We start from the raw sequence: 19,917 nt of genomic DNA, 5'->3' as shown, positions 1-19,917 counted from the left end.
CGGGCCCGCACCGTTTGATGCCGATGCGGGTCATGACCGCCTCGAACTGAGTGCAGTCGTTGACGTTCCCGCCGGTGATCGTGAAGGCGAGGGGCCGGCCCTGTCCGTCGCAGGCGAGGTGGATTTTGGTGCTCAGTCCGCCGCGGGACCGGCCGAGCGCCTCACCGGTCCAGGGCCCCCTTTTCGGGCCCCGGCCGCATGCTGATGGGCCCGCACGATCGTCGAGTCGACGCACACGATCGACCAGTCGACCTCACCGATCGCATCGGAGTGCTGCTGGACGTGGGCCAGGAGCCGGTCCCATGTTCCGTCCGCTGACCAGCGGCGGAACCGTTCGTAGACGGTCTTCCACGGCCCATACCGTTCCGGCAGGTCCCGCCAGGCCGCCCCCGTGGACAGTTTCCACAGGATCCCGTTGAGGACCTGTCGCCGGTCCCGCACCGGACGACCCATCCGGGGCGGGGCCAGCAACGGCCCGATAACTTCCCAGGCCTGATCGGTCAGTTCATGACGTCGCACCACGAACGCAGTAACGACCGACCGACATTGCGGACACGGCCTAGCGCCGGCGTCCGCGTTCGCCCCTGCCTCTGCTGCGCCGTCCGGCTTTGGCTCCGCCTCCAGGCCCGCATGGAGCCTGCGCCGGGCGATCCTGCCCGTCCATGTTGTTGTCCCCGGACAGGCTTTCCGCATACGAGAGCGCATGCTGGATCAGCAGCGACAACAAGTGCTTGGACTCCGCCGATGGAAGCTCGCTCTGCCAGGGGCAGAGCGAGTACCAACCCTGGCCCGGATCCGTCAGGGGAGGGCAAGGCTCAGCGGGCACCAGGGGCCCGGTCGGCGATTCGGGCAGACGCACCAGCAGCACGCCCATGCCCCGGGCGACGACCGCGGCGATGCCGTTGGCCGCGAGCACCGGCATCCCGAACGTCGCCAGGACGGGCCACTGAGGAGCAAGGTCCTCAAGTCTCTCGACCAGATCGGGGTGGGTATGCGGCTCCCACCCCTCGTGGACGTGGGCGCCGTGTTCCTGCGGAACACCCTGCTGCCTCAACAGGTCGAGCAGCACCGTGTTCTGAGGCAGGTTCGGCAGCGGCGTCATGCCTGAACACGTTACGTGCCCTTCAGGAGTGGGGACAGTGGTGGTGTTCCGCTCCGGCAGGCACAGCGGATCGGCGCCACGCGGCGGTCGGTCCCTTGCACGGCCCGATGGTGTCGGAGGGCTCCAGGCGGAACTGTCGGCAGCCACGGCCCGGCCCTGGTGGAATGTGGATGGTGTTGTTGCACCTGCCGTAGCGGCATGTGGTGTGGTCGAGGCACCACAGCACGAAAGGCTCCGTCTCATGTACCCCTCCATCACGCCTCCCCGCCAGGTCAAGATCGGTGATGCGGCCGCGTTCGCCGGGACCACCCCACGTGCCATCCGCCACTACCACGAAATCGGCCTGCTGCCGGAGCCGGAGCGAGGCGGAGACGGCCGCCGCCGCTACGGCTACGACGACATGATCCGCCTGCTGTGGATCCGCAAGATGGCAGCGGTCGGCATCAGCCTGGACGATATGCGGGCCGCCTTCGACGAAGCCCGGGACATCGAGGAGATCCTGAGCAGGCTGGAGGAGACTTTGGCGGCGCGGGAGGCCGAAATCGCACGTCAACGCGCGGCTGTCCACCGTCTGCAGGCGGTGGGCAACCCGCTGGGGCTGCTCTCCGAACTGGTCACGGACCGGCTCAGCCACCTGCCCCCGGGCGCACTGCGCCCCGCCGACCTCGACGCCCTGCTGGTCACGGAACGGGTCTTCGGCCCGCTGGGCGCCGCCATCCAAGCCGGCGTGTTCATCGTGCTGGCCACCCACCCCGACCTGAGGGCTGAGGACGACCGTCTCGATGCCGCCGAGGCCGCCCTCGACGACGGCGTCGATCCCCACGACCCACGCGTCGAAGAACTCGCCGTACGGCGATGCGCCCAACAAAGGGCCCTGGAACAGGCCATCGAGGCAGCAGGGATGGATGCGGCAGAGGAGGAGCTCTTCGAGATCTACGACGCCCGACCTGAAAGGGGAGGAGGACACACGGATGAGCGCCTTCGAAGCGATCACCAAAATGCCCTACGACTTCTCTCCCGCCCGGATGCGCTGTATGGAACTCACGGCACAACTCCTCGCCGACGCCGACGCCGACGCCGACGCCGACGGCCACTCCGCAGACCACTGATCGCCTGTCCCCGGCACCAATGGGGCCCGACCGCCGGTCACGTCCATCCGCACACGGCTGATCGCATCGACGGTTGGCCCGGGCCTTAGCAACTCCGCACCAACTGCTTCGCGGTTCCCGCCCCGGCTGCTCGTCATCGCCCTGGCCTGAGGGGGCCGATTGACGGCCGGATTGCGGGTCCGGTCGGTGCTGGCGGCGACGTACGGCGGACCATGATCGCTCGCTTCCCCTGAAAGGCGCAGCACATGTCAGACAGCAGCACTCCGGTCGAGGTGGTTTCCGATCCGGTCGGCCAGGTGGTCGGCGGCCGGGCCGAGGTCCGCGATGACGAGTGGGGCGGGGTTTCCGCCGTGATCCGGCTCGACGGGGCGCGGTTCGGGCCGGACGCTCTCGCCGGCCTGGACTCCTTTTCCCACGTGGAGGTCGTGTACCACTTCGACCGGGTTCCGGTGGAGAAGGTGGAGACCGGAGCCCGGCACCCGCGAGGCAACACCGACTGGCCGCTGGTCGGCATATTCGCCCAGCGCGGCAAGAACCGGCCCAACAGGATCGGGGTCTCCCGCTGCAGGCTGCTGCGCGTCGACGGACTGGAGGTTCACGTGGAGGGACTGGACGCGGTCGACGGCACCCCCGTACTGGACATCAAGCCCTACATGGTGGAGTTCGGCCCCCGCGGGGCCACGACCCAGCCCGACTGGGCCACCGAGGTCATGCGCCAGTACTACTGACCCGGCTCCGCCGGGACCTGCCTCGACGTCCGACGCAGGTACCGCCCCCCCGGTGGGCCCCGACGGACCCTAGTTCTTCGCCGCGGCCTCGGCGTTGCGCCAGACCGTGAGGTCGACGGTGATGAACCTCGTCTCCTCCTTGGCGCCCGACTTGCCGCGGAAGGTCGCCAGCGTGATGTGGCCGGCCTTGCTCAGTACGCAGACCTGGGACCCGTCCGTGAGCTGGTCGAGACCGATCTTCTCGGTGAAGCGGGTCACCGCGCGGCAGGTCTCCAGGGAGCCCTTCTCGGAGTTGTTCAGCAGGACGAGCTTGCCGTTGTTGGTACCGAACTTCTCGTCCCCGAACAGGGTGTCGCGGTAGTAGAAGAGGTCTCCGTGCCCGTAGAGCACCCCGGCGCCGGTCGGGTCCTCGGCTGGGCGCGGCGGGTTGTCGGCGAACATCAGCTGGTGGTTCTGGGGCACGTCGATGCCCTGGTACGAGACCGGCTGCGGGTCGGGCCGCTTCTGCGCGGTCCCCGATGAGGCGTTGCCGTCGGTCGATTTCTTGTCGCCGCCCTTGTCGGCGTCCGGCAGCAGCGACCCGATGACCGCGAGCCCGATCACCGCGGCCGCGATGGACCCGAGGACGATCAGCACGGTGCGCTTGGGGCGCGGCGGAGCTGCGGGACCGGGCGCGAAGCCCTGGGTGTGGAAGGGCGGCGGCGTGCCGTGCCCCGGGCCGTACGCGGGCTGCGCGTACGGGGGGCGGCCGTACTGGGCCTGCGGGTACGAGGGTTGCGCGTGCGGCGGCGTCCCGTACCCCGCCGCCACCGGCCCGGGAGCCCCCGGCGCCTGCGCAAACCTCGGCGAGGGCTGCGACGGCGAGGCCTGCGTCGGTGCGGCGGCCACGCCCGTCGGCGTGTATCCGGGCGCGACCCCAGGCGCCGCGGGCGCACCCGGAGCCGGGGCGTGCGGGGAGACTTCGGTCGGGGTCGGGGTCGGGGTCGGCGGCGGAGTGGGCTTCGGCCCGGGCAGTTGCAGTCGCTCGGTGATGGAACCGGCGACGGCCCGCGGGAGCCAGTCCTCGCCCTGGCGCAGCGGGACCTCCGAGGCCGCGTTGCACATCTCGATGACCTCGCTCAGGGCCGGGCGGTCGGCCGGGTCGCGGCTGAGGCAGCGAGTCACCACCGGCCGCAGCTCCTCGGGCAGGGCGCTGAGGTCGGGGTCCTCGTGCACGATCCGGTAGAGCACCGCGTGGGAGGGCCCGTCGCCGAAGACGGAGGCCCCGATCGCGGTGAAGGCAGCGATCTGGCCGAGGGCGAAGACGTCGGTGGCCGCGGTGACCGTACCGGCCGAGGCCTGTTCGGGCGCCATGAAGGCCGGGGTGCCGACGCTGACGCCGGTGCCCGTCAGGGCCGTGGAGTCGGCCGCCCGGGCGATGCCGAAGTCGATGACCCGCGGGCCGTCGGAGGCGAGCAGCACGTTGGCGGGCTTCAGGTCCCGGTGGACGATGCCCGCTCCGTGGATGACGTGGAGCGCCTCGGCGACCCCGACCGTCAGCAGCAGCACACTGCGCACCGGCAGCGCGCCGTGGCGGGCGACGGCGTGAGCGAGCGAGGGGCCGGGTACGTAGGCCGTGGCCAGCCAGGGCTGGTCGCCCTGGGTGTCCGAGTCGATGACGGGCGCGGTGTAGAGGCCCTGGACCCGCTCCGCGGCCCGCACTTCTTGCTGGAAGCGCCGCCGGAACTCGGGGTCCTCGCTGAACTCGGGCCGGATCACCTTGATGGCGATGGGCCGGCCGCCCGGCGTGTAGGAGAGGTAGACCTTGCCCATGCCGCCCGCGCCCAGCACCGCCGCCAGGCGATAACCGCCCACGACGGCCGGGTCGTCCGCCCTGAGCGGCTGGAAGAACTCGGCTGAAGGTGCACTGCCCATGGGGGACCCGTCCCTGATTGCGGCGATTCGCGGTTCGGCACCTGCCGGCGCCCCGAAGTCAACCGAGAGCGTACCCAATGCCAGGACCGGGTTCCTCCCCGGTTCGCCCGGCCGGCTCCGGGAATTGGCGGATCAGGCCGTGCCGTCGAGGACCGCGAGGGCATCGATCTCGCTCAACGGCCCGCCCGGGAGCCCGACCAGCACACCTGTCGACGTCGGCCCCTTCCAGGGCGGGGTCGAGGCCCTGGAAAGCGAGGCCCTGCGCTCCTTCGTCGACACTGCCGTTGCGGCTTGAGGACCGCGGGCGCATGGAACGCGGAGCACCGGACATACGGACGATACGTCAACCAGCCCGCATGCAGGCATGGTTCGGCCACCCGTTCGTACGCGCACCGAGGAAGTGGGACGACATGCCGCTGACATTTCGCAAGAGTTTCAGGATCCTGCCCGGTGTCCGGCTCAACATCAACCGCAAGTCGTGGTCGATCACCACCGGCGGTGGCAAGCACGGTCCCCGTCGCACGCACAGCAGCACCGGACGCCGTACCACCTCGATGGACCTGCCCGGCCCCTTCGGCTGGCGCAAGACCCGCCGCGGCTGATCCGCGAGCGGCTCACCGACTCCACGCCCCCGGCCGGACAGGCCGGGGGCGTGGAGTCGGTGAGCATCGTGGAGGGTCCGCAGGACGGACTTTCCCACTTCCAGGAGATCGTGCGCCGCTTCGAGGAGTGCGGCCTCGCGGTGTTTCTCCTCAGCTCGTGACCACGTCGTCGCAGGCCGGTTCGACGTACTTCTTCGTCAGCTCGGCCTTCCAGTGTTCGGCCAGTACGGCAGCGGCCTTCCCCTCCGCCGGCCGCGCGAACACCACCGCGCCCTCGCCGGCCTCCGGGAAGACGACACCCTCCGCGTACTGGCCCGGGGGCAGCTGCTGGACCGCCACCTCGAACTGGCTGCCCGGCTCCAACAGCCGGTTGTCCTCCTCCGCGGGGGCAGTGCTCTGCGTGATCTGCGTCTGCGCGTGCAGCGTCCCCTTGAACACGCTGTCGGTGCGCACCTTGAACACCTGGACCCCGTCCGAGTCCTCCACCGTCTCGTTGTAGAGCTTCCCCTTGTCCAGCACGGTGACGAGGGCGACCACGTCGGAATTGCGCAGCACCGCGGCGTCCGAGGAGAGGTCCGTCGAGCACAGGCTCTCGGAGCTCGACGCTGCCCGGTCGTAGGAGAGGAACCCGCCGGCCGCGGTGAGCACCGCGACGGCGCCGCAGGCCCCGAACAGAAATACCCGCTTCATCTCAGCCCCAGAGCTTCTTGTTATTGGCCTTGTCCGCGTTCCTCGGCCGGTTCGCGCTGTCGCCGAGGATTTGATCTTCGCGCCGCCGTACTGCCAGGCCGAGATCGCGAACCCGCACGCAGCGCCGTAGGCGGTGCGAGCACTGCGCGGGCCGCTGCGATGGGGGAGCAGCGGTAAGCGTCGGCTCGTTCACGCAGGGCAGCGTAACGGCTGCACAGGGTGCCCGTTCGTCGGTTCGTGCCCGTGCGTCGCCCACGCCCGCGCCGCGGCTCGGCCTCGTCCCGCCGGCGCCACCACGAGTGCGCCGCCCGGTCGCGGGGGTCGGCTCCCGCCGGCTGCACCCGCCGCGCGGGCGGTCCGCCCTTCGGTGTGCGGCGGGGCTGAAGGGTGACGTATGGTGAACCGGTTCCTGTGCCGAGGTGTCGGTCGCAGGGATCGGATTTCCTGTTCCTTCTGTGTCGATCTTGAGGTGACGTCCTATCCATCAGGCCATGTAGTCGTCCGTGTTCCCCACGTGCTGAGTCGTCGCACGTGTCCGGGGGCGGACGTCGCGCTGGCCTGAGTTGCGTCACCCTCCCCTGTTTTCTGTCTTTCCCGGGTGCAGCTCTGCCGTCTGCCCCGGGTTTCGTGTTTTCCGGCCCCGGCGCGGCTGTCGGCAGGGCTCCCCGATTCCGTTGGATCAGGAGTTTCCCGTCGTGTCTTCCTCCGCGCTCGACAACGAGCCGCAGCACACCACCCCGACCCCGAAGCACCCAGCACCTCACCATCCGAAAATGGCCTTGGCGGCCCGGATCGCCCTCTTGGTGCTGCTGACCGCCGAACTCATGGACATCCTCGACCAGTCGATCGTCCTGACCGCCCTGCCCGCGATCCAGGAATCGACCGGCGCCGGCCCGGCCGCAGTGCAGTGGCTCACGACCGGCTATTCCCTGCCCATCGCCATCGGGCTGATCACCGGCGGGCGCCTCGGCGACCTCTACGGTCGGCGCAAGATCCTGCTCATCGGCACCGTCGTCTTCACCACCGCCTCCCTGCTGTGCGGCCTTGCCACCGGACCCGGCGTGCTGATCGTCGCCCGCATGCTCCAGGGCGCGGGAGTGGCCCTGATGATCCCGCAGGTCCTGGCCACCCTCCATGTCACCTTCGACGGACAGAACCGCAGCAAGGCGTTCGGTCTGTACGGGGCCGTCCTCTCCCTCGCCAACGTCCTGGGACCGGTGTTGGGCGGCCTGCTCACCGAGGCCGACCTGCTCGGGCTGTCCTGGCGGCCGATCTTCCTGATCAACGTGCCCGTCGGTCTCGCCGTGCTCGTCCTGGGACGCAGGTTCATCCCCGAGTCGATGGCCGGCAAGGCGGAGCGGCCCGATCTGACCGGCATGGCCTTGTCCGCACTGGCCATCGTCCTGATCGTCTTCCCCCTCACCGAGGGACACCTCCACCACTGGCCGCTGTGGTGCTTCGCCCTGCTCGGTACAGGACTTCTCGTGCTGGGCGTCTTCCTGCGCCACCAGCAGCGCGCGCAGGACAACGCCCCGCTCGTGACCCTGTCCCTCTTCCGGGGCAGGCAGTTCTCCGGCGGCACGGCCGCGCAGCTGATGCACGGCCTGCTGTGCGGGCTGTTCTTCATGACCTGGACCCTCTACCTCCAGCGCGGCCTGGGGATGAGCCCCCTCAGCGCGGCCCTGGCCTTCGTACTGCTCTCCCTCGGAGAGCTGGCCGGCGCGACCATCGCGGCGAAGAGCAGCGGGCGCTTCGCCCGCAGGCTGCCCCAGACCGGAGCCCTCATCACGATCGCTGCGATGGCCGCCTACGGACTCCAGGCCGCCACGGGTCAGGCAGCCCTGACCCTGCCGGCGATGACCGCTCCGGTGGTATTGATCGGCTTCGGCCTCGGCATGGTCAGCGGCCCGCTCGCCGACATGTCCCTCGCCGGGATCCCGCACGAGGACGCCGGGGCCGCCTCGGGCCTGTTCAACACCGCCATGCACCTGGGCATCGCGCTCGGTACCGCGCTGACCGCCCTCGTGTTCTTCGCCACCACCGGCGGTTCACCCGACGCCGCAATCAACCGCGACGCGTTCATCACCGTGCTGTGGTGGGTCGGCGGCCTCCTCGCCCTGATGTGGGCCCTCATGTTCTGCCTGCCCGAGCAAGCGGACAACCAGGCCGACTGAGCCATCCTCAGGACCAGGATCAGGCCCAGGACCAGGCCCACGCCACGAGCTCGGCCTGGGCTTGGGCCTGGGGCCCCCTCGCCCTCGCCTTCCTCCTGCGTCGTCCCGCGCACCCTCCTCCACAGGGCGCGGAAATCCGTGGACGGGCCCGCGGAAGATCACGTACCGTCGGGCTTCACGCCCCGAGACCGACGGAAGGAGGCGAGTGCCGTGCAGTTCACGACTTTCCAGCGCTCCCTTTTCCGCTCTCCCGGCGTGGTTCGCCAGTTCTGACCGGGAGCGCTCCAAGCAGCCTGTATCCCGGAGGAATCCATGACCGATCCGGTCATCCGCGCGCTTTCCGCGAGCGACGCACATCTCTTCGACGCACTTTCCGACCCCCTGGGCGCCCGTGAAGCCCACCGGCGCACCCAGTTCCGCCCCCACTGGAAGCGCGTCGCCCTGCGCGACGGCGAGGTCGTCGCACGCGGCGCGTGGTGGGGCGGCCCCGACGACTCGGAGCCCGTCAACATCAACTGGTTCGACGTGGCCGAGGGCGAGGAGCAGGCCGGGGCCGAACTCCTGCGCACCGCTCCCTGGCAGGTCGAACTCGAGATCAACCTACCCGGCGACTGGCGGGGAAGGACCGACCTGCGCGCCGGCGCCGAGGCGCGCTTCGCCGCCGCACGCGCCGCGGGGTACGAACTCCTGGTGGAACGCTTCCTGTACCGCTGGACCCCCGAGCGAGGTCTGCCCGAGCGGCCCGGACGCCTGCGCTTCAGCGCCGAACCCGACGACACCGTGTTCTTCGACGCGTTGCGCCGCATCCACTCCGCGACCCTGGACGCCCACGCCCTCAGGGCCATCGAGGAGGGCGGCCTCGACCGGGCCGCCCAGGAGGAACTGGACTTCTTCCACTGGTGCCCCTCCCCGCGGGAGTGGTGGCAGGTCGCGCGCACCCCGGAGGGCGACCTGGCCGGCATCCACATCCCGGCCCACAACCCCTCGGGCCCGACCATCGGCTTCATCGGAGTCGTTCCTGAACAGCGCGGCCACGGCTACGCCTACGACCTCCTCGCGGAGTGCACCCACTTCCTCGTCGAGCAGGGCGCGGAGTTCGTCAGCGGAGCCACGGACCGCGGCAACTTCCCCATGGCCGCGAACTTCGCCAAGGCAGGCTTCCCCGTCATCAGCGAACGCGTCAACTTCCACCCGGTGAGCCAAGTCGGCTAGCGGGTACAGCACACGGTGAGCGGTCCGGACCGAGGGCGGGTCCGGACCGGCTCGCCGCCCTGCGCCGGCCCCGCGGGCTTCGCCCGACTCAGGAACGATGAACGAGGAACGGCAACCGCCACCGTCGCGCGGCGCGGATCCTCACGGTCCCAGCGAAAAGATGTCTGCCGCAGCGGCAACCTTTCGGTGCCCAGCGGCAACTGCACGGGCAGGCGACCCCCTGGACGGGCGCCGACCTTCCCGACACGTGCAGAGGATCCCTCACGATGACTACCAGTGCAGCACGCCACCGCAGGACTCGTACGCTCCCGGTGGCGGCAGTGCTCGCCCTGACGGCCGGAGCCGGCGGGGTGTACCTGGCCGTCGCGCCCGGTGGGGGAGAGGCCGCCGCTGCCGGGAGTGCGCCGGTGGTCGTCTCCACGACCGCAGCCCTGGAGCGGGCCTTCGCCGAGGCGGGGCCCGGCACGACGATCCAGCTGCGCGGAGGCACGTACCTCCCCACGCGCACGCTCAAGAGCCAGGCCGACGGAACCCGGACGCGGCGGATCACCGTCACCGCCCACGGCACGGAGAAGGTGACGGTCGACGGCTCCGAACTCCCATCAGGAGAGTGGCTCGCCGCGATAGGCGGCGACTACTGGACGCTGTCGAACCTGACGTTCCGGAACTCACCCTCGCACGGCGTGGTGCTGACCTCCTCCGTCGGCGGGGTCTTCAGGAACCTGCGGACCCACGGCAACGGCGACTCCGGATTCACCCTGCGCGGTGACGGCACGAACGACAACCTCATCCAGAACCTGGACTCCTACGACAACTACGACCCCAGGACCCACGGTCAGAACGCGGACGGCCTGGCCATCAAGTTCGGGTCGGGCACGAACAACAAGGTCATCGGCGCCCGGCTTTGGAACAACGCCGACGACGGCGTCGACCTGTGGCAGTGGGCCAGTCCGGTACGCATCGAGAGCAGCTGGGCGTACGGCAACGGGGAGAACCGCTGGAACGACCCCGCCTTCGAGGGCAACGGCAACGGCTTCAAGCTGGGCGGGGGCGGCGCGAGCGCCGCGCACGTCGTCACCGGCAACGCCGCCTGGAACAACCGGCTCCACGGGTTCACCGAGAACAGCAACCCGGGGGCCCTGATCCTGCACCGCAACACGGCGTACGCCAACCACGCGGACGGATTCTTCTTCGCCTCCTCGCCCTCGCGCCTCTCCCGGAACCTCGCCGCACAGAATGCCGGGGGCGCGGCCAAGCTCGGGCTGCGCGCCGTGACCGCCGCGAACAACTGGGACGCCAAGGGCGAGGACGGCTCCTTCCCCGACGGGCGCTCCTTCCTGCGCAGCACGGACGCGACGACCGCCTACGGTCCGCGCAAGGCCGACGGATCCCTTCCGGAGACCACCTTCCTCACCACCGGGACCGAAGCCATCGGCGCGGCGATGAAGTGAGACCAGGCACAGGCCCCCGCATCGCGGCGTGCAGACGCGAGAATCGCGGGACGACGTGCCGGATCGCACGTACGGCACGTACGGCTTCGGCGCCGATGCGGGCACCCGGGTCTCCGGTGGCGGTGCACCCGGCCCACGCCCCGGTCACCCCCCACGGGCCCGGTGAGCAGAAAGGCGGTCATGCCCCAGTGGTCATGTCCGCTCCGGCACGGCCCGGCACCCGGCCACGGGTGGCCACAGCACAGCGAGAGGCAACCCCGCACATGCTCGTAGAGGACGCGTCCGAGGAGTTCCACGCCTTCTTCGAGCGGCACTACGCCGAACTCGCCCGGCTCGCCCACCTCCTGACCGGTGAAGCGGACGCCGCCGACGACCTCGCCGCTGACGCGCTGGTCGCGCTCTGGCACCGGTGGGACCGGCTGCGGTCGGCCGACCACCCGGTGGCCTACGCCCGTGGTGTCGTGGCCAACCTGGCACGCGCCCGCATCCGCAGCGCGGTCCGCGAGCGCCGTCGCGTCGCACTGTTCTGGTCCGTGCGCGCCGAGCGCGTGCACGACCCGGACGTGGCGGTGGTGGTGGACGTCCGCCAAGCCCTGGCGCGGCTGCCCTTCCGCAAGCGGGCGTGCGTCGTCCTGCGGCACGCCTTCGACCTGTCCGAGAAGGACACGGCCCTGGCCCTGGGCATATCGATCGGTACCGTCAAGAGCCAGACGTCCAAGGGCATGACGGAGCTGGAACGACTGCTGGCGGCACGAGACGCGGGCGCACTCCTGGAAAGGGTTCAGCGATGACCGACTTGGGCGAACACCTGCGGAAGGCCGCTGAGTCGCACCAGCCCGACCGTGCCCGGATCCTGGCCCGGGTGCAACGCGGTACGGCCGGCCCCGACCTCGCGCCTCCGTACCGGCGCCGCCGGACGGCGGCGGCGCCCTGGTCCCGGGTCACGCTCGCGACGATGGCCGCGGCCGGTGCCCTGCTGGTCGCCGGCTACGTCGCGGCCGCGACCGTCCAGGACACGGCGCCGCGGCACGACACGGGCGCGGTACCGCTACCGGCCGACCCCGACCCCGGTCCCGGTCCCGGTCCCGGTCCCGGGGCGTTCGGGCAGGCAACCCCCCACCCGCAGCCGGACCGGAGCGCTTCGGGCGAGCCGGGCCACACACCCGTACCCACGGCCACCCCACCCGCCCCCACACCGGATCCCGACCCGGGCCGCACCGGCCCACCCACCACGACCGGCGCGCCGACGCCGTCCCCGCCCTCCGGCGGAGTGCGGACGGAGGACGGCCCGCTGTGGGCCGACGGATCCATCGACCCGGGCAGCAGGACCCACTGGTCGCAGAGCAACGTCACCCTCAAGACCCGACAGCCGCTCACCGCGCTCACCGTCGAACTGCGGGTGGCGCAAACGGGCGGCGTCAAGAGCAGCGGAGTCCGGCAGACCCTGCCCGGGGCCGACTTCACCTTCTCCGTGCACGAACAGAACGGCACGCTGTTCTACCGCTGGGAGCTCAAGGCAGGCCGTACGGTGCCCGCGGGAACCCATGTGTTCGCCGGCCAGTACGACCACACGACCAACGGCCGCAACGCGGCGGCCGACCGGTACGAGGCCACCGCCGGAGCGGCCCGCGCCACCTTCAGGGTGGGTGGTGACTTCGCCCGCACCACGTGACGGAGGCCGGGGGCGGGGGCGTTTGGGGACGGACAGTAGCGAAAGGACCGAAACCACCCCTTGTCGAGGGCTACGGCGCGGTCAGCACCCACCACTGCCGCAACGTGCGCAGAGTACGAAGGAAGACGTGCGGACCCCGGCAGACGGGGCGGGCGTAGCGGCTGACGGGGTCGCCGTTCGGGAAGACCAGGTCCTCGCGGCCCACGACCACAGCGGCGTCGTCCGCCAGCCGGATGTGGTGCAGGCCATTCCAGCGGGGAGCAGTGGAGACGCCCCGCTCGGTGCCTCCGAGCAGGAGCAGCCGGTCCCCACGGATCGCGAGGCCGAACGGGTCCGAGACGGGAAGGGCACGGATGCGCAGTGTCCCGCTGCGCCCCGTCTCGGCGAGTGGTGCGCCGGGCCAGTACATGGCGTGGACCGCGGAGTCGCAGACGTTGATGGTGCTGACCTCCGCGACGTGGTGGTAGGGCTCCGGGGGACGCAGGGCCCATGCGGCGTTGCCCCTGTCGTCCCAGCGGACCAGCCCGCCCGCACTGACGCGATCACCGCTGTAGATCCCCTCGTCGCCGTACCCGGTCCAGAAGCCGGACCTGCGGTCCGCGACCAGGTGCTTGAGATGTGTTCCCAGTGGGAACCGGCGCCGGGAGCGACCGTCGGGACCGAAGATCTGGCCGGACCGTGCGTTGGGCCCTCCGTCGCCGGCAAGGACGAACCCGCCGCCCGGGAGGGCGTCGAGGGCGTCCGGGTCCACGGCCACTGCGTGCAGGGTCAGTTCCCGAACCTCGCCCCGGTCGCTGATGACCACGAGGGCGTCGAAGGGCAGGTGCGTGGGCGCCGGGACAGCCCGGCCGGCCCACCTGTAGGGAAAACGTACGTCAGGGCAGATCAGCCAGAGAGCCCGGCCCCACGGATCGATCGTGGAAGCCAGTACCTTCCGCTCGTCGTACTGCCGAGGCAACTGTGCGTAAGGGCGCAGAGCCACCTTTGTCAAAAGACCACCTCGCGGGCGAAGGAACGCAACACCTTGATGATCACACGGGCGTTGGACGGTCCAGCCGTCGAGGGCCACACCGGCCGCCTCGGGGGCAGACCAAGTAGGGGAGCCGTGCCGTGGGTTCGGTGCCCACGGAGAGAAGGGCACCGATGTAGGTTTCGCGGTGGGACATGGTTCCGCAATGGCCAACCGGCGGCGACTGTGAAAATCGCTGTCCGATCACCGGAGCACGGTGATAGACATCCGGCGTGGAAAAGAATCTTGAGTTCCCTGACCTGTTGCGACTGATCGATGAACGGTCGACCGCCTTCCGCGCCGTGGTCGCCGCCGCGCCCGATCTCGACGCGCAGGTGCCGACCTGCCCCGGGTGGACGCTGTTCGATCTGGTGAAGCACCTGGGTGGGGGAGACCGCTTCTGGGCCGCCATCGTCGGCGCGGGGTCTGCCGACGGTCCCCCGGCCGAGGCCGTCGCCGCGCGCGCCGCGCTGGAAGTGCCGCAGGAGCGTGAGGCCCTGCTGGCCTGGCTGGACGCGTCGACGCAGCTTCTGCTGGGCGCCCTGCGCGCGGCGGGACCGGAGAGCGGTTGCTGGACGTGGTGGCCCGCGTCGCAGTCACCGCAGACCGCCGGCGGCACCGCCCGGCACCGGGTCCAGGAGACCGCGGTGCACACCTACGACGCCCAACTCGCCGGGGGCGACCCGCAGCCGCTGCCGGTCGAGCCGGCACTCGACGGTGTGGAGGAGTTCCTGTTCACCGTCTGCGCAACGCCGAGTGCCTGGCCGCACAAGCCCACGGCCTTCGACTTCCACGCCACCGAGGGCCGCTCCTGGCGCCTCACCGTCGACGGCGACGGCGCACGCATCACCCGCATCCCCGCGCCCACCGCCGCGACCGGCGAAGACTCGGACGCAGCCGGCGCCTCCGTCCACGGCACGGCCAGTGAGCTGGTCCTCTACCTGTACGACCGGATCCAGGCCGCCTCCTTGCGCGTTGACGGAGACGCCGGGCTGCTCGACCTGCTCCGCGCCTGGGAGCCTGAGGAGAAGTAGGACGTAGCGGGGCGGTTGGCCGCGCCTCGAGCCGGTAGGACACGATCTTCGCCAGGTTCGTCAGTCGCGGCACCGGCCTCAAACCCGCGAGGCAGCCCCGGGGCGCCTCCAAGCCGACCGTCTACCTGGATGGCAGTGCGAATTCGTCCGTCCCAGCGATCACGAGAAGCGACGCGACTGCCGTCGTCCCGATCTCGTCGAGAAGTCAGTGGAACGGGTGACTGCGGCGGCTGCCGTGGATGAGAGCAGGGCCTCTTGGTAGCTCGAAGGGTGTCGAAGCCAACGTGCGCTCCAGGAGGCCCTGTTGTCGCATTCCTACGGCAACGAGGGTGTGGGGACGGCTTCAGCCACTCTCGCGTGTGACTGTCTGGCTCACAGGCTCGGGAACGCCAGAGACCACGGGGCGCGCGAGCGTCGGTGTCCCACCGACATGTCGGACGCCGAGTGGGCGATGGCCCGGCGACTGCTGCCGGTGCCGGGCCGGCACCACTGTTTTCGGCTTCGCAGCCTCCGCCGGTTCGGGCCGCGCCGGTTGCGCACCGGGAGCCGGCAGACCCTCGGAGGCGGCGGGGCCGCCGACGACGTCGTTGCCCGGGCCAGTACCTCGCCAACGCGTGAGTGGGCGATGGCCAACTCGTTCCACTCCCGCTCAGCCAGGGCCGGCTCCACCTGGAGGCGGCCGCCCCCCCCCGCATATCGTCGACACGACGGCGAGCGGTGAGCTCAGGCTGTTCCAGCAGTCCCACGACCGACGGCATCCTCGACCTCCACCAAAGCAACGCCAGGACCCGTCACCACTGCCACGAGACCGCCGACCCTATGCCTGAACAGTGAGAACGCAGTCCTCAAAGCCCGAAAGGACAACAACCTCCCAGTAGATGATCAAGGCTGGTTCGCGATCCGTCGGCTGAGGTGTTCGAGGAACTCCTGCAAGCTGGCCGCGGCAAGCTCGTATTCGTCAAACCAGGAAGCCGTGGTGGACTTCCAGACCTGTCCGCTGTCGCCAATCGCGAACAGGCAGCCCCCGCCCCCGCCGGCGAAGACGATTGCGATCCATTCGCCCTCAATCGGAGCGGGGCCGTACTTGCGGAACTGTTCCGCCGCCGTCGCGGGTGAGTGAATGAAGTACCCGCTGTCGATGTCGGGCAGGGAGGCGTCGCTGATCACCCAGTAGAGCGTGGTCAAGTCGGAGGGGATCGGCGTCAGGTCCACAAGTGCGTCCGTCGCCCGATCGCTGTCGTCGGTCGCGAGGGTCACGGCGTTGTGGCCGGGCGGGAAGCCGTGCGTCGGGAGAAACGCCTGCATCAGCTTCGTCAGTGCCGCATCGGCCTGTTCCCACCAGGACCGGACCCATTTCGCGTCAAGCCGCTCACCAGGCATGTTGCCCCCTCGAATGCTCATGGGACCCGCCGGCGCGAGCCTGGAAGAAGATATCCGAGGGCCCAGTTCTGGTGTGGCTGGGACCGCGCTCTTCCGATCCGCCGCTCTTGGCATCGGTGCGTCGTGGAGCGCCTGAGTGCGTGAGTTGGGCCTGTTTCGGAGGTCTGGATGCTCACGCGGGGGAGGAGGACGCGGATGCGCACGCACTGCGTCGTCAGGGTTGGACGATCTCGGCGATCGGAAGGCATCGGGGCCGTGACCGCACGATGATCCGGGGCCTACCTGCAACGACATGACCGCACCAACCACCCGATGATCGACCGGGACAGCCTCGGTGCGGGATGAGCCCCCCCGGAGCGACGCGCAACTGGCCCGGGCGCGGGCGGAGTGCTGACGCTGTCCAGGCGTGATCCGAAAGAGACGCTCTGGGTGGAGGTCAGGATCGGACGGGCCTCGATGCAGCGGCCGGCGCTCGTACGGCAGTACCGGCGGGAGCAGGCGGTCGGAGCGGGCCATGGCCGCGAGCAGGACCGCCCCGACCGCCGCCAAGGCCTTGTTCGCGGCGCACGCTGAACGCGGTGATCCCGGCAAGCCCATAGGCCACCCAGAGCAACACCCGTAACTCCGGCCGCCAGCCGGGTGAGTGACCACTAGGCCGTCTCTTTCGGATCTTGGTTCAGAGGAGTCCGCACGCGGCCTGCCCGCACCTATATTGGCGAGGTGGACGAAGCTGAAGCGAGCGGTCAGGTGTGGAGGGACGAGGTTCGCGTGCATCCGACGGCTGTGCAGGATCGGGACGCGTTGGCACGGCTGGTCGAGGTTGACGCAGACTCCTTCGAGGTCGAGTTGTACGAGCGCGCGGCTGATCCCCAGGTGCTTTCGATCGATCGCGCTCAGAGGTCGCGGGCTGGGCAGTACGCCAGGCATATGCGACGGCTTCGCGAGCGTCAACAGCGCCAAGAAAGTTAAGCAGTAGCCTTCGGATCATCTGATCGTTGGTCCGGGTGTGTCGTTGACTGACGCCCAGTGGGCACGCATCGAGCCGTTGCTGCCAGACAGGACACCTCGACGGGGTGGCCGGTGGCGGAATCACCGGCAGGTGATCGACGCGATCGCGTTCAAGTACCGGACCGGGATGCCATGGATGGACCTGCCCGAACACTTCGGGTCGTGGAAGGGTGCCCACAACCGGCTGCGGAAGTGGGCAGCTGACGGCACCTGGGAGAAGGTCTTCACCGTCGTCCTCGCCCAGGCCGACGCTGAAGGCGACCTCGACTGGGTCGTCTCGGTCGACTCCACGATTGTCCGAGCTCACCAGCACGCCGCCGGGGCCCGTCAAAAGGGGCCCCGGCCGGCGAGCCGCCCGACCATGCCCTCGGACGCTCCCGCGGCGGACTGACCACCAAGATCCACCTCGCCGCCGACGGACGCTGCCGACCGCTCGCCTTCGTCCTCACGCCAGCATCCGCACAGGTCATGGCCCGCTTGAGGGTGCCCCGGCGGATCGGCCGCCCCAGAATCACGCCGGATGCGGTCCTGGCCGACAAGGCCTACTCATCCCGGGCGATCCGCCGTCACCTGCGTCGGCGTGGGATCCGGGCAGTCATCCCACAGCCCGCGGACCAGACCGCCAACCGCAGGCGCCTGGGCAGTCACGGCGGCCGCCCGCCGGCCTTCGACCGCGCGGCCTACAAGCAGAGGAACACCGTCGAGCGCTGCATCAACAAGCTCAAGCAGTGGCGCGGCCTGGCCACTCGCTACGACAAGACCGCCACCATCTACCTTGCCGCACCCAATCTCGCTGCCATCTTCACCTGGTCAGCGAGGTGATCCGAAGGAAACGGCCTAGCGCCATCGGGACCGTCCAGATATGGGACCAGGCCACAGTTGTTCACTCTTCCTTGCCCGTCGGCCACACCAGCCCGGTGGGATCGGTGGCGACCTCTCCGGACGGCGCCTGGCTCGCCACCACTAGTTACGAGATGATGCGGGTCTGGGACCTGGGCACCGGAGCCTCCACCACCACCCTCACCGACCACACCGACGGGGGGAGTGCTGTGGCGTTTTCACCGGACAGCACCACGAAAAATAAGGCAAGATTAGCGAAATCGAGAGGTTGAAGCTCGTTCGCGCAACCGCGTGACCTGCGGAGGATGAGGCGGACGGCCGGTCCAATAGCAGTAGTACCGGCCGTCCTGTGCCTCCCTGGCCCCAGGCCCTTCAACAAGTCCATATCCAGGAAGGCACTACACACGATGGTAGACGACGCGGAGCTCGACAGGACTCCCGCCCTCGACGACCTCGTGACCTTCCGCGCCGGCCATTCGACCGGAACCGACCCGCTCTGACCAGCTGCGTTCAGGACGACCCGTTCCCCGACACCGGGCGGCAGCAGGTCCATCCCGCTCGCCGACGAGCGGGCGCACGACGCTCCGCGCCAGACATCGAAGATCGAGGACAACGACACCACGACGGCCACGAGGCCGATCGAGCCCGGCGTGACGCTCCTGCCGGAGCACGCCGGCCACAACAACCACCGCGAGGGGGGCGGAGCCGACGATGACAGACGAGGCCCTGCCGCGCGATGCACAGATCACGGAGGACACCCCCATGACCACCCTGGACGGACGCCGCGTACTGAACAGGAGGGAACTCGCCGACACCTACCGGATCAGCATTTCCCACCTGGAGAAGCTGTACCGCGAACGCGACCACAACGCCCACCCCGAACCCGCCGGCACCATCGACCGCGCACTCGCCTGGGACGCCGACGACTGGCACCAGTGGTACCAGCACCACACCGACGTCACCGGACTGGAAACCCGCGAGGACCTGCAGGCCCGTACCGGCCTTGGCCTGAGCACCCTCGCACGATTCTGGCGGGAGCGGAAAACCAACCAACACCCCGAGCCCGACAAGACCATCGGCAACACCATGTACTGGAACCCCACCACCTGGGACACCTGGTACCAGGACTACAAAGCCAACCAACGCTGGCGCACGAACGTCGACCGCAGCGGCAACGCCGAGGACCTCATCTCACTCTCCGACGCCGCCCGCGTCCTCGGCATGGACCCCACCAGCACCACGAGCTACCCCGCGGCCCCACCGAAACACTGGCCCGAACCAGTCGAAGAGCGAACCACCGACAAGGGCACCGTCAAACGAAAGTACCGACGCGGCGACATCTGGACCTACGCCGAACACCGCGAACGCGGAGGCGGCCGCCCCACAGGCACACCCAAAACGGACCGCCGCTACCCCTACGACGGCGACCCCCGACTCGACCAAGCACGTGCGGCGATCACGGCGAACCCCGAAACCCCCGCAATCCAACTTGCCGGCCAACTCGCCCAACAACACGGCGGCACCGCAGGCACCTGGTCCCACATCGTCCGCAGCGCACGCCAACACCCAGAGGACTGACCCGCCGCAAAGCAACAGAGGGGTGCTGGTTCGCCACCGCCGGCGCCGCTGGGAGGGTGCGGATCTGGGACCGGGCCACCGGAACCTGCACCGCCACCCTCGCCACCCACAACGGCCAGGTGCTGTCGGTGGCGATCTCACCGGACGGCACCTGGCTCGCCACCGCCAGCGAGGACAAGACGGTGCGGATCTGGACTGCCGCTGACCAACGCACCGTGGCCGTCGCACATACCGAAGGGGAGCTGTACTCGTGTGCATGGGGGGCTGAGGACGAACTCGCGGTCGGGGGAGTACGCGGCGTGTACCTCTTCAAACTCCTCACCTGAGACGCGACCCCGGCGCGAATCCAGACCGCCTCAAACCTCGTTCACCGGCCAGCGCGACGCTGGTGCCCGATTGCGCAGCCCAGAAGAG

General features: G+C 69.8%; 18 protein-coding genes and 2 pseudogenes. 13 read left to right on the top strand and 7 right to left on the bottom strand.

The window, feature by feature from the left end; translation table 11 throughout:
- A pseudogene (locus ACFY0I_RS22280) lies at window positions 1-522 on the bottom strand (IS5 family transposase); the annotation flags it as partial.
- 37 nt (window positions 523-559) lie between these two features.
- Window positions 560-1,102, bottom strand: a complete 543-nt coding sequence (locus ACFY0I_RS22275) for a hypothetical protein (protein ID WP_388898421.1) — start codon at window positions 1,100-1,102, stop codon at window positions 560-562.
- A gap of 241 nt (window positions 1,103-1,343) precedes the next feature.
- Between ACFY0I_RS22275 and ACFY0I_RS22270 the strand changes: the two are divergent.
- Together ACFY0I_RS22270 and ACFY0I_RS22265 are read left to right on the top strand one after the other, a co-directional pair.
- Window positions 1,344-2,211, top strand: a pseudogene (locus ACFY0I_RS22270) (MerR family transcriptional regulator).
- Window positions 2,212-2,456: 245 nt separating this feature from the next.
- A complete protein-coding gene (locus ACFY0I_RS22265; RefSeq protein ID WP_388898418.1) occupies window positions 2,457-2,939 on the top strand; it encodes an SAM-dependent methyltransferase in 483 nt (160 codons plus the stop codon).
- Between the two features lie 69 nt (window positions 2,940-3,008).
- On the opposite strand, the gene ACFY0I_RS22260 is transcribed toward ACFY0I_RS22265, so the two are convergent.
- The gene (locus ACFY0I_RS22260) at window positions 3,009-4,853 is read right to left on the bottom strand and encodes a protein kinase (RefSeq protein WP_388898415.1); all 1,845 of its coding nucleotides are present in this window, start codon (window positions 4,851-4,853) and stop codon (window positions 3,009-3,011) included.
- Window positions 4,854-5,263: 410 nt separating this feature from the next.
- Here ACFY0I_RS22260 and ACFY0I_RS22255 point away from each other — a divergent pair, with 410 nt between their 5' ends.
- Complete coding sequence (locus ACFY0I_RS22255) at window positions 5,264-5,455, top strand: DUF4236 domain-containing protein (RefSeq protein ID WP_319729828.1); 192 nt, start codon at window positions 5,264-5,266, stop codon at window positions 5,453-5,455.
- A gap of 150 nt (window positions 5,456-5,605) precedes the next feature.
- On the opposite strand, the gene ACFY0I_RS22250 is transcribed toward ACFY0I_RS22255, so the two are convergent.
- Together ACFY0I_RS22250 and ACFY0I_RS22245 are read right to left on the bottom strand one after the other, a co-directional pair.
- A complete protein-coding gene (locus tag ACFY0I_RS22250; protein WP_388898412.1) occupies window positions 5,606-6,145 on the bottom strand; it encodes a hypothetical protein in 540 nt (179 codons plus the stop codon).
- A 1-nt stretch (window position 6,146) separates the two neighbouring features.
- Complete coding sequence (locus ACFY0I_RS22245; RefSeq protein ID WP_388898410.1) at window positions 6,147-6,338, bottom strand: hypothetical protein; 192 nt, start codon at window positions 6,336-6,338, stop codon at window positions 6,147-6,149.
- A 502-nt stretch (window positions 6,339-6,840) separates the two neighbouring features.
- On the opposite strand from ACFY0I_RS22245, the gene ACFY0I_RS22240 reads away from it, so the two are divergent.
- The 5 genes from ACFY0I_RS22240 (at window position 6,841) to ACFY0I_RS22220 (ending at window position 12,654) form a co-directional block, all read left to right on the top strand.
- Complete coding sequence (locus ACFY0I_RS22240; RefSeq protein ID WP_388898407.1) at window positions 6,841-8,319, top strand: MFS transporter; 1,479 nt, start codon at window positions 6,841-6,843, stop codon at window positions 8,317-8,319.
- Between the two features lie 312 nt (window positions 8,320-8,631).
- Complete coding sequence (locus tag ACFY0I_RS22235; protein WP_388898404.1) at window positions 8,632-9,531, top strand: GNAT family N-acetyltransferase; 900 nt, start codon at window positions 8,632-8,634, stop codon at window positions 9,529-9,531.
- 266 nt (window positions 9,532-9,797) lie between these two features.
- Window positions 9,798-10,982: a right-handed parallel beta-helix repeat-containing protein gene (locus ACFY0I_RS22230; protein WP_388898401.1), complete on the top strand. Its 1,185-nt coding sequence runs from the start codon at window positions 9,798-9,800 to the stop codon at window positions 10,980-10,982.
- Between the two features lie 263 nt (window positions 10,983-11,245).
- Window positions 11,246-11,773: a SigE family RNA polymerase sigma factor gene (locus ACFY0I_RS22225; protein ID WP_388898398.1), complete on the top strand. Its 528-nt coding sequence runs from the start codon at window positions 11,246-11,248 to the stop codon at window positions 11,771-11,773.
- A complete protein-coding gene (locus ACFY0I_RS22220; RefSeq protein ID WP_388898395.1) occupies window positions 11,770-12,654 on the top strand; it encodes a hypothetical protein in 885 nt (294 codons plus the stop codon). The genes ACFY0I_RS22225 and ACFY0I_RS22220 overlap by 4 nt, the downstream gene beginning before the upstream one ends.
- Before the next feature lie 70 nt (window positions 12,655-12,724).
- On the opposite strand, the gene ACFY0I_RS22215 is transcribed toward ACFY0I_RS22220, so the two are convergent.
- Window positions 12,725-13,459 (bottom strand): hypothetical protein, encoded by a 735-nt coding sequence (locus ACFY0I_RS22215; RefSeq protein ID WP_388898393.1) that lies wholly within the window; start codon window positions 13,457-13,459, stop codon window positions 12,725-12,727.
- A gap of 437 nt (window positions 13,460-13,896) precedes the next feature.
- On the opposite strand from ACFY0I_RS22215, the gene ACFY0I_RS22210 reads away from it, so the two are divergent.
- The gene (locus ACFY0I_RS22210) at window positions 13,897-14,697 is read left to right on the top strand and encodes a maleylpyruvate isomerase family mycothiol-dependent enzyme (RefSeq protein ID WP_388898387.1); all 801 of its coding nucleotides are present in this window, start codon (window positions 13,897-13,899) and stop codon (window positions 14,695-14,697) included.
- 882 nt (window positions 14,698-15,579) lie between these two features.
- On the opposite strand, the gene ACFY0I_RS22205 is transcribed toward ACFY0I_RS22210, so the two are convergent.
- A complete protein-coding gene (locus ACFY0I_RS22205) occupies window positions 15,580-16,077 on the bottom strand; it encodes a hypothetical protein (protein WP_388898384.1) in 498 nt (165 codons plus the stop codon).
- Window positions 16,078-17,068: 991 nt separating this feature from the next.
- Here ACFY0I_RS22205 and ACFY0I_RS22200 point away from each other — a divergent pair.
- The 4 genes from ACFY0I_RS22200 (at window position 17,069) to ACFY0I_RS22185 (ending at window position 19,829) form a co-directional block, all read left to right on the top strand.
- Window positions 17,069-17,907, top strand: a protein-coding gene (locus ACFY0I_RS22200; RefSeq protein WP_388898484.1) for an IS5 family transposase whose coding sequence is annotated in 2 segments (ribosomal slippage) — window positions 17,069-17,414 and window positions 17,414-17,907 — 840 coding nt in all. Because the reading frame shifts where the segments join, the coding sequence is not laid out codon by codon here.
- Window positions 17,814-18,197: a WD40 repeat domain-containing protein gene (locus tag ACFY0I_RS22195; protein WP_388898381.1), complete on the top strand. Its 384-nt coding sequence runs from the start codon at window positions 17,814-17,816 to the stop codon at window positions 18,195-18,197. Before ACFY0I_RS22200 ends, ACFY0I_RS22195 begins: the two co-directional genes overlap by 94 nt.
- Before the next feature lie 439 nt (window positions 18,198-18,636).
- Window positions 18,637-19,503: a hypothetical protein gene (locus ACFY0I_RS22190; RefSeq protein WP_388898379.1), complete on the top strand. Its 867-nt coding sequence runs from the start codon at window positions 18,637-18,639 to the stop codon at window positions 19,501-19,503.
- Between the two features lie 56 nt (window positions 19,504-19,559).
- Complete coding sequence (locus ACFY0I_RS22185) at window positions 19,560-19,829, top strand: WD40 repeat domain-containing protein (RefSeq protein WP_388898376.1); 270 nt, start codon at window positions 19,560-19,562, stop codon at window positions 19,827-19,829.
- The last annotated feature ends 88 nt before the right edge of the window (window positions 19,830-19,917 follow it).

This window comes from Streptomyces sp. NPDC001568 (assembly GCF_042893755.1).
Taxonomy (GTDB): Bacteria; Actinomycetota; Actinomycetes; order Streptomycetales; family Streptomycetaceae; genus Streptomyces.
This window is presented reverse-complemented; position numbering and strand designations above follow the sequence as displayed.

Excerpts from the sequence above, each read along its gene's own strand:
- ACFY0I_RS22235 (WP_388898404.1), top strand. The coding sequence starts at position 8,632 with ATGACCGATCCGGTCATCCGCGCGCTTTCCGCGAGCGACGCACATCTC.
- ACFY0I_RS22250 (WP_388898412.1), bottom strand. The coding sequence starts at position 6,145 with ATGAAGCGGGTATTTCTGTTCGGGGCCTGCGGCGCCGTCGCGGTGCTC.
- ACFY0I_RS22220 (WP_388898395.1), top strand. The coding sequence starts at position 11,770 with ATGACCGACTTGGGCGAACACCTGCGGAAGGCCGCTGAGTCGCACCAG.
- ACFY0I_RS22230 (WP_388898401.1), top strand. The coding sequence starts at position 9,798 with ATGACTACCAGTGCAGCACGCCACCGCAGGACTCGTACGCTCCCGGTG.
- ACFY0I_RS22255 (WP_319729828.1), top strand. The coding sequence starts at position 5,264 with ATGCCGCTGACATTTCGCAAGAGTTTCAGGATCCTGCCCGGTGTCCGG.
- ACFY0I_RS22190 (WP_388898379.1), top strand. The coding sequence starts at position 18,637 with ATGACAGACGAGGCCCTGCCGCGCGATGCACAGATCACGGAGGACACC.
- ACFY0I_RS22265 (WP_388898418.1), top strand. The coding sequence starts at position 2,457 with ATGTCAGACAGCAGCACTCCGGTCGAGGTGGTTTCCGATCCGGTCGGC.
- ACFY0I_RS22275 (WP_388898421.1), bottom strand. The coding sequence starts at position 1,102 with ATGACGCCGCTGCCGAACCTGCCTCAGAACACGGTGCTGCTCGACCTG.
- ACFY0I_RS22225 (WP_388898398.1), top strand. The coding sequence starts at position 11,246 with ATGCTCGTAGAGGACGCGTCCGAGGAGTTCCACGCCTTCTTCGAGCGG.
- ACFY0I_RS22260 (WP_388898415.1), bottom strand. The coding sequence starts at position 4,853 with ATGGGCAGTGCACCTTCAGCCGAGTTCTTCCAGCCGCTCAGGGCGGAC.
- ACFY0I_RS22205 (WP_388898384.1), bottom strand. The coding sequence starts at position 16,077 with ATGCCTGGTGAGCGGCTTGACGCGAAATGGGTCCGGTCCTGGTGGGAA.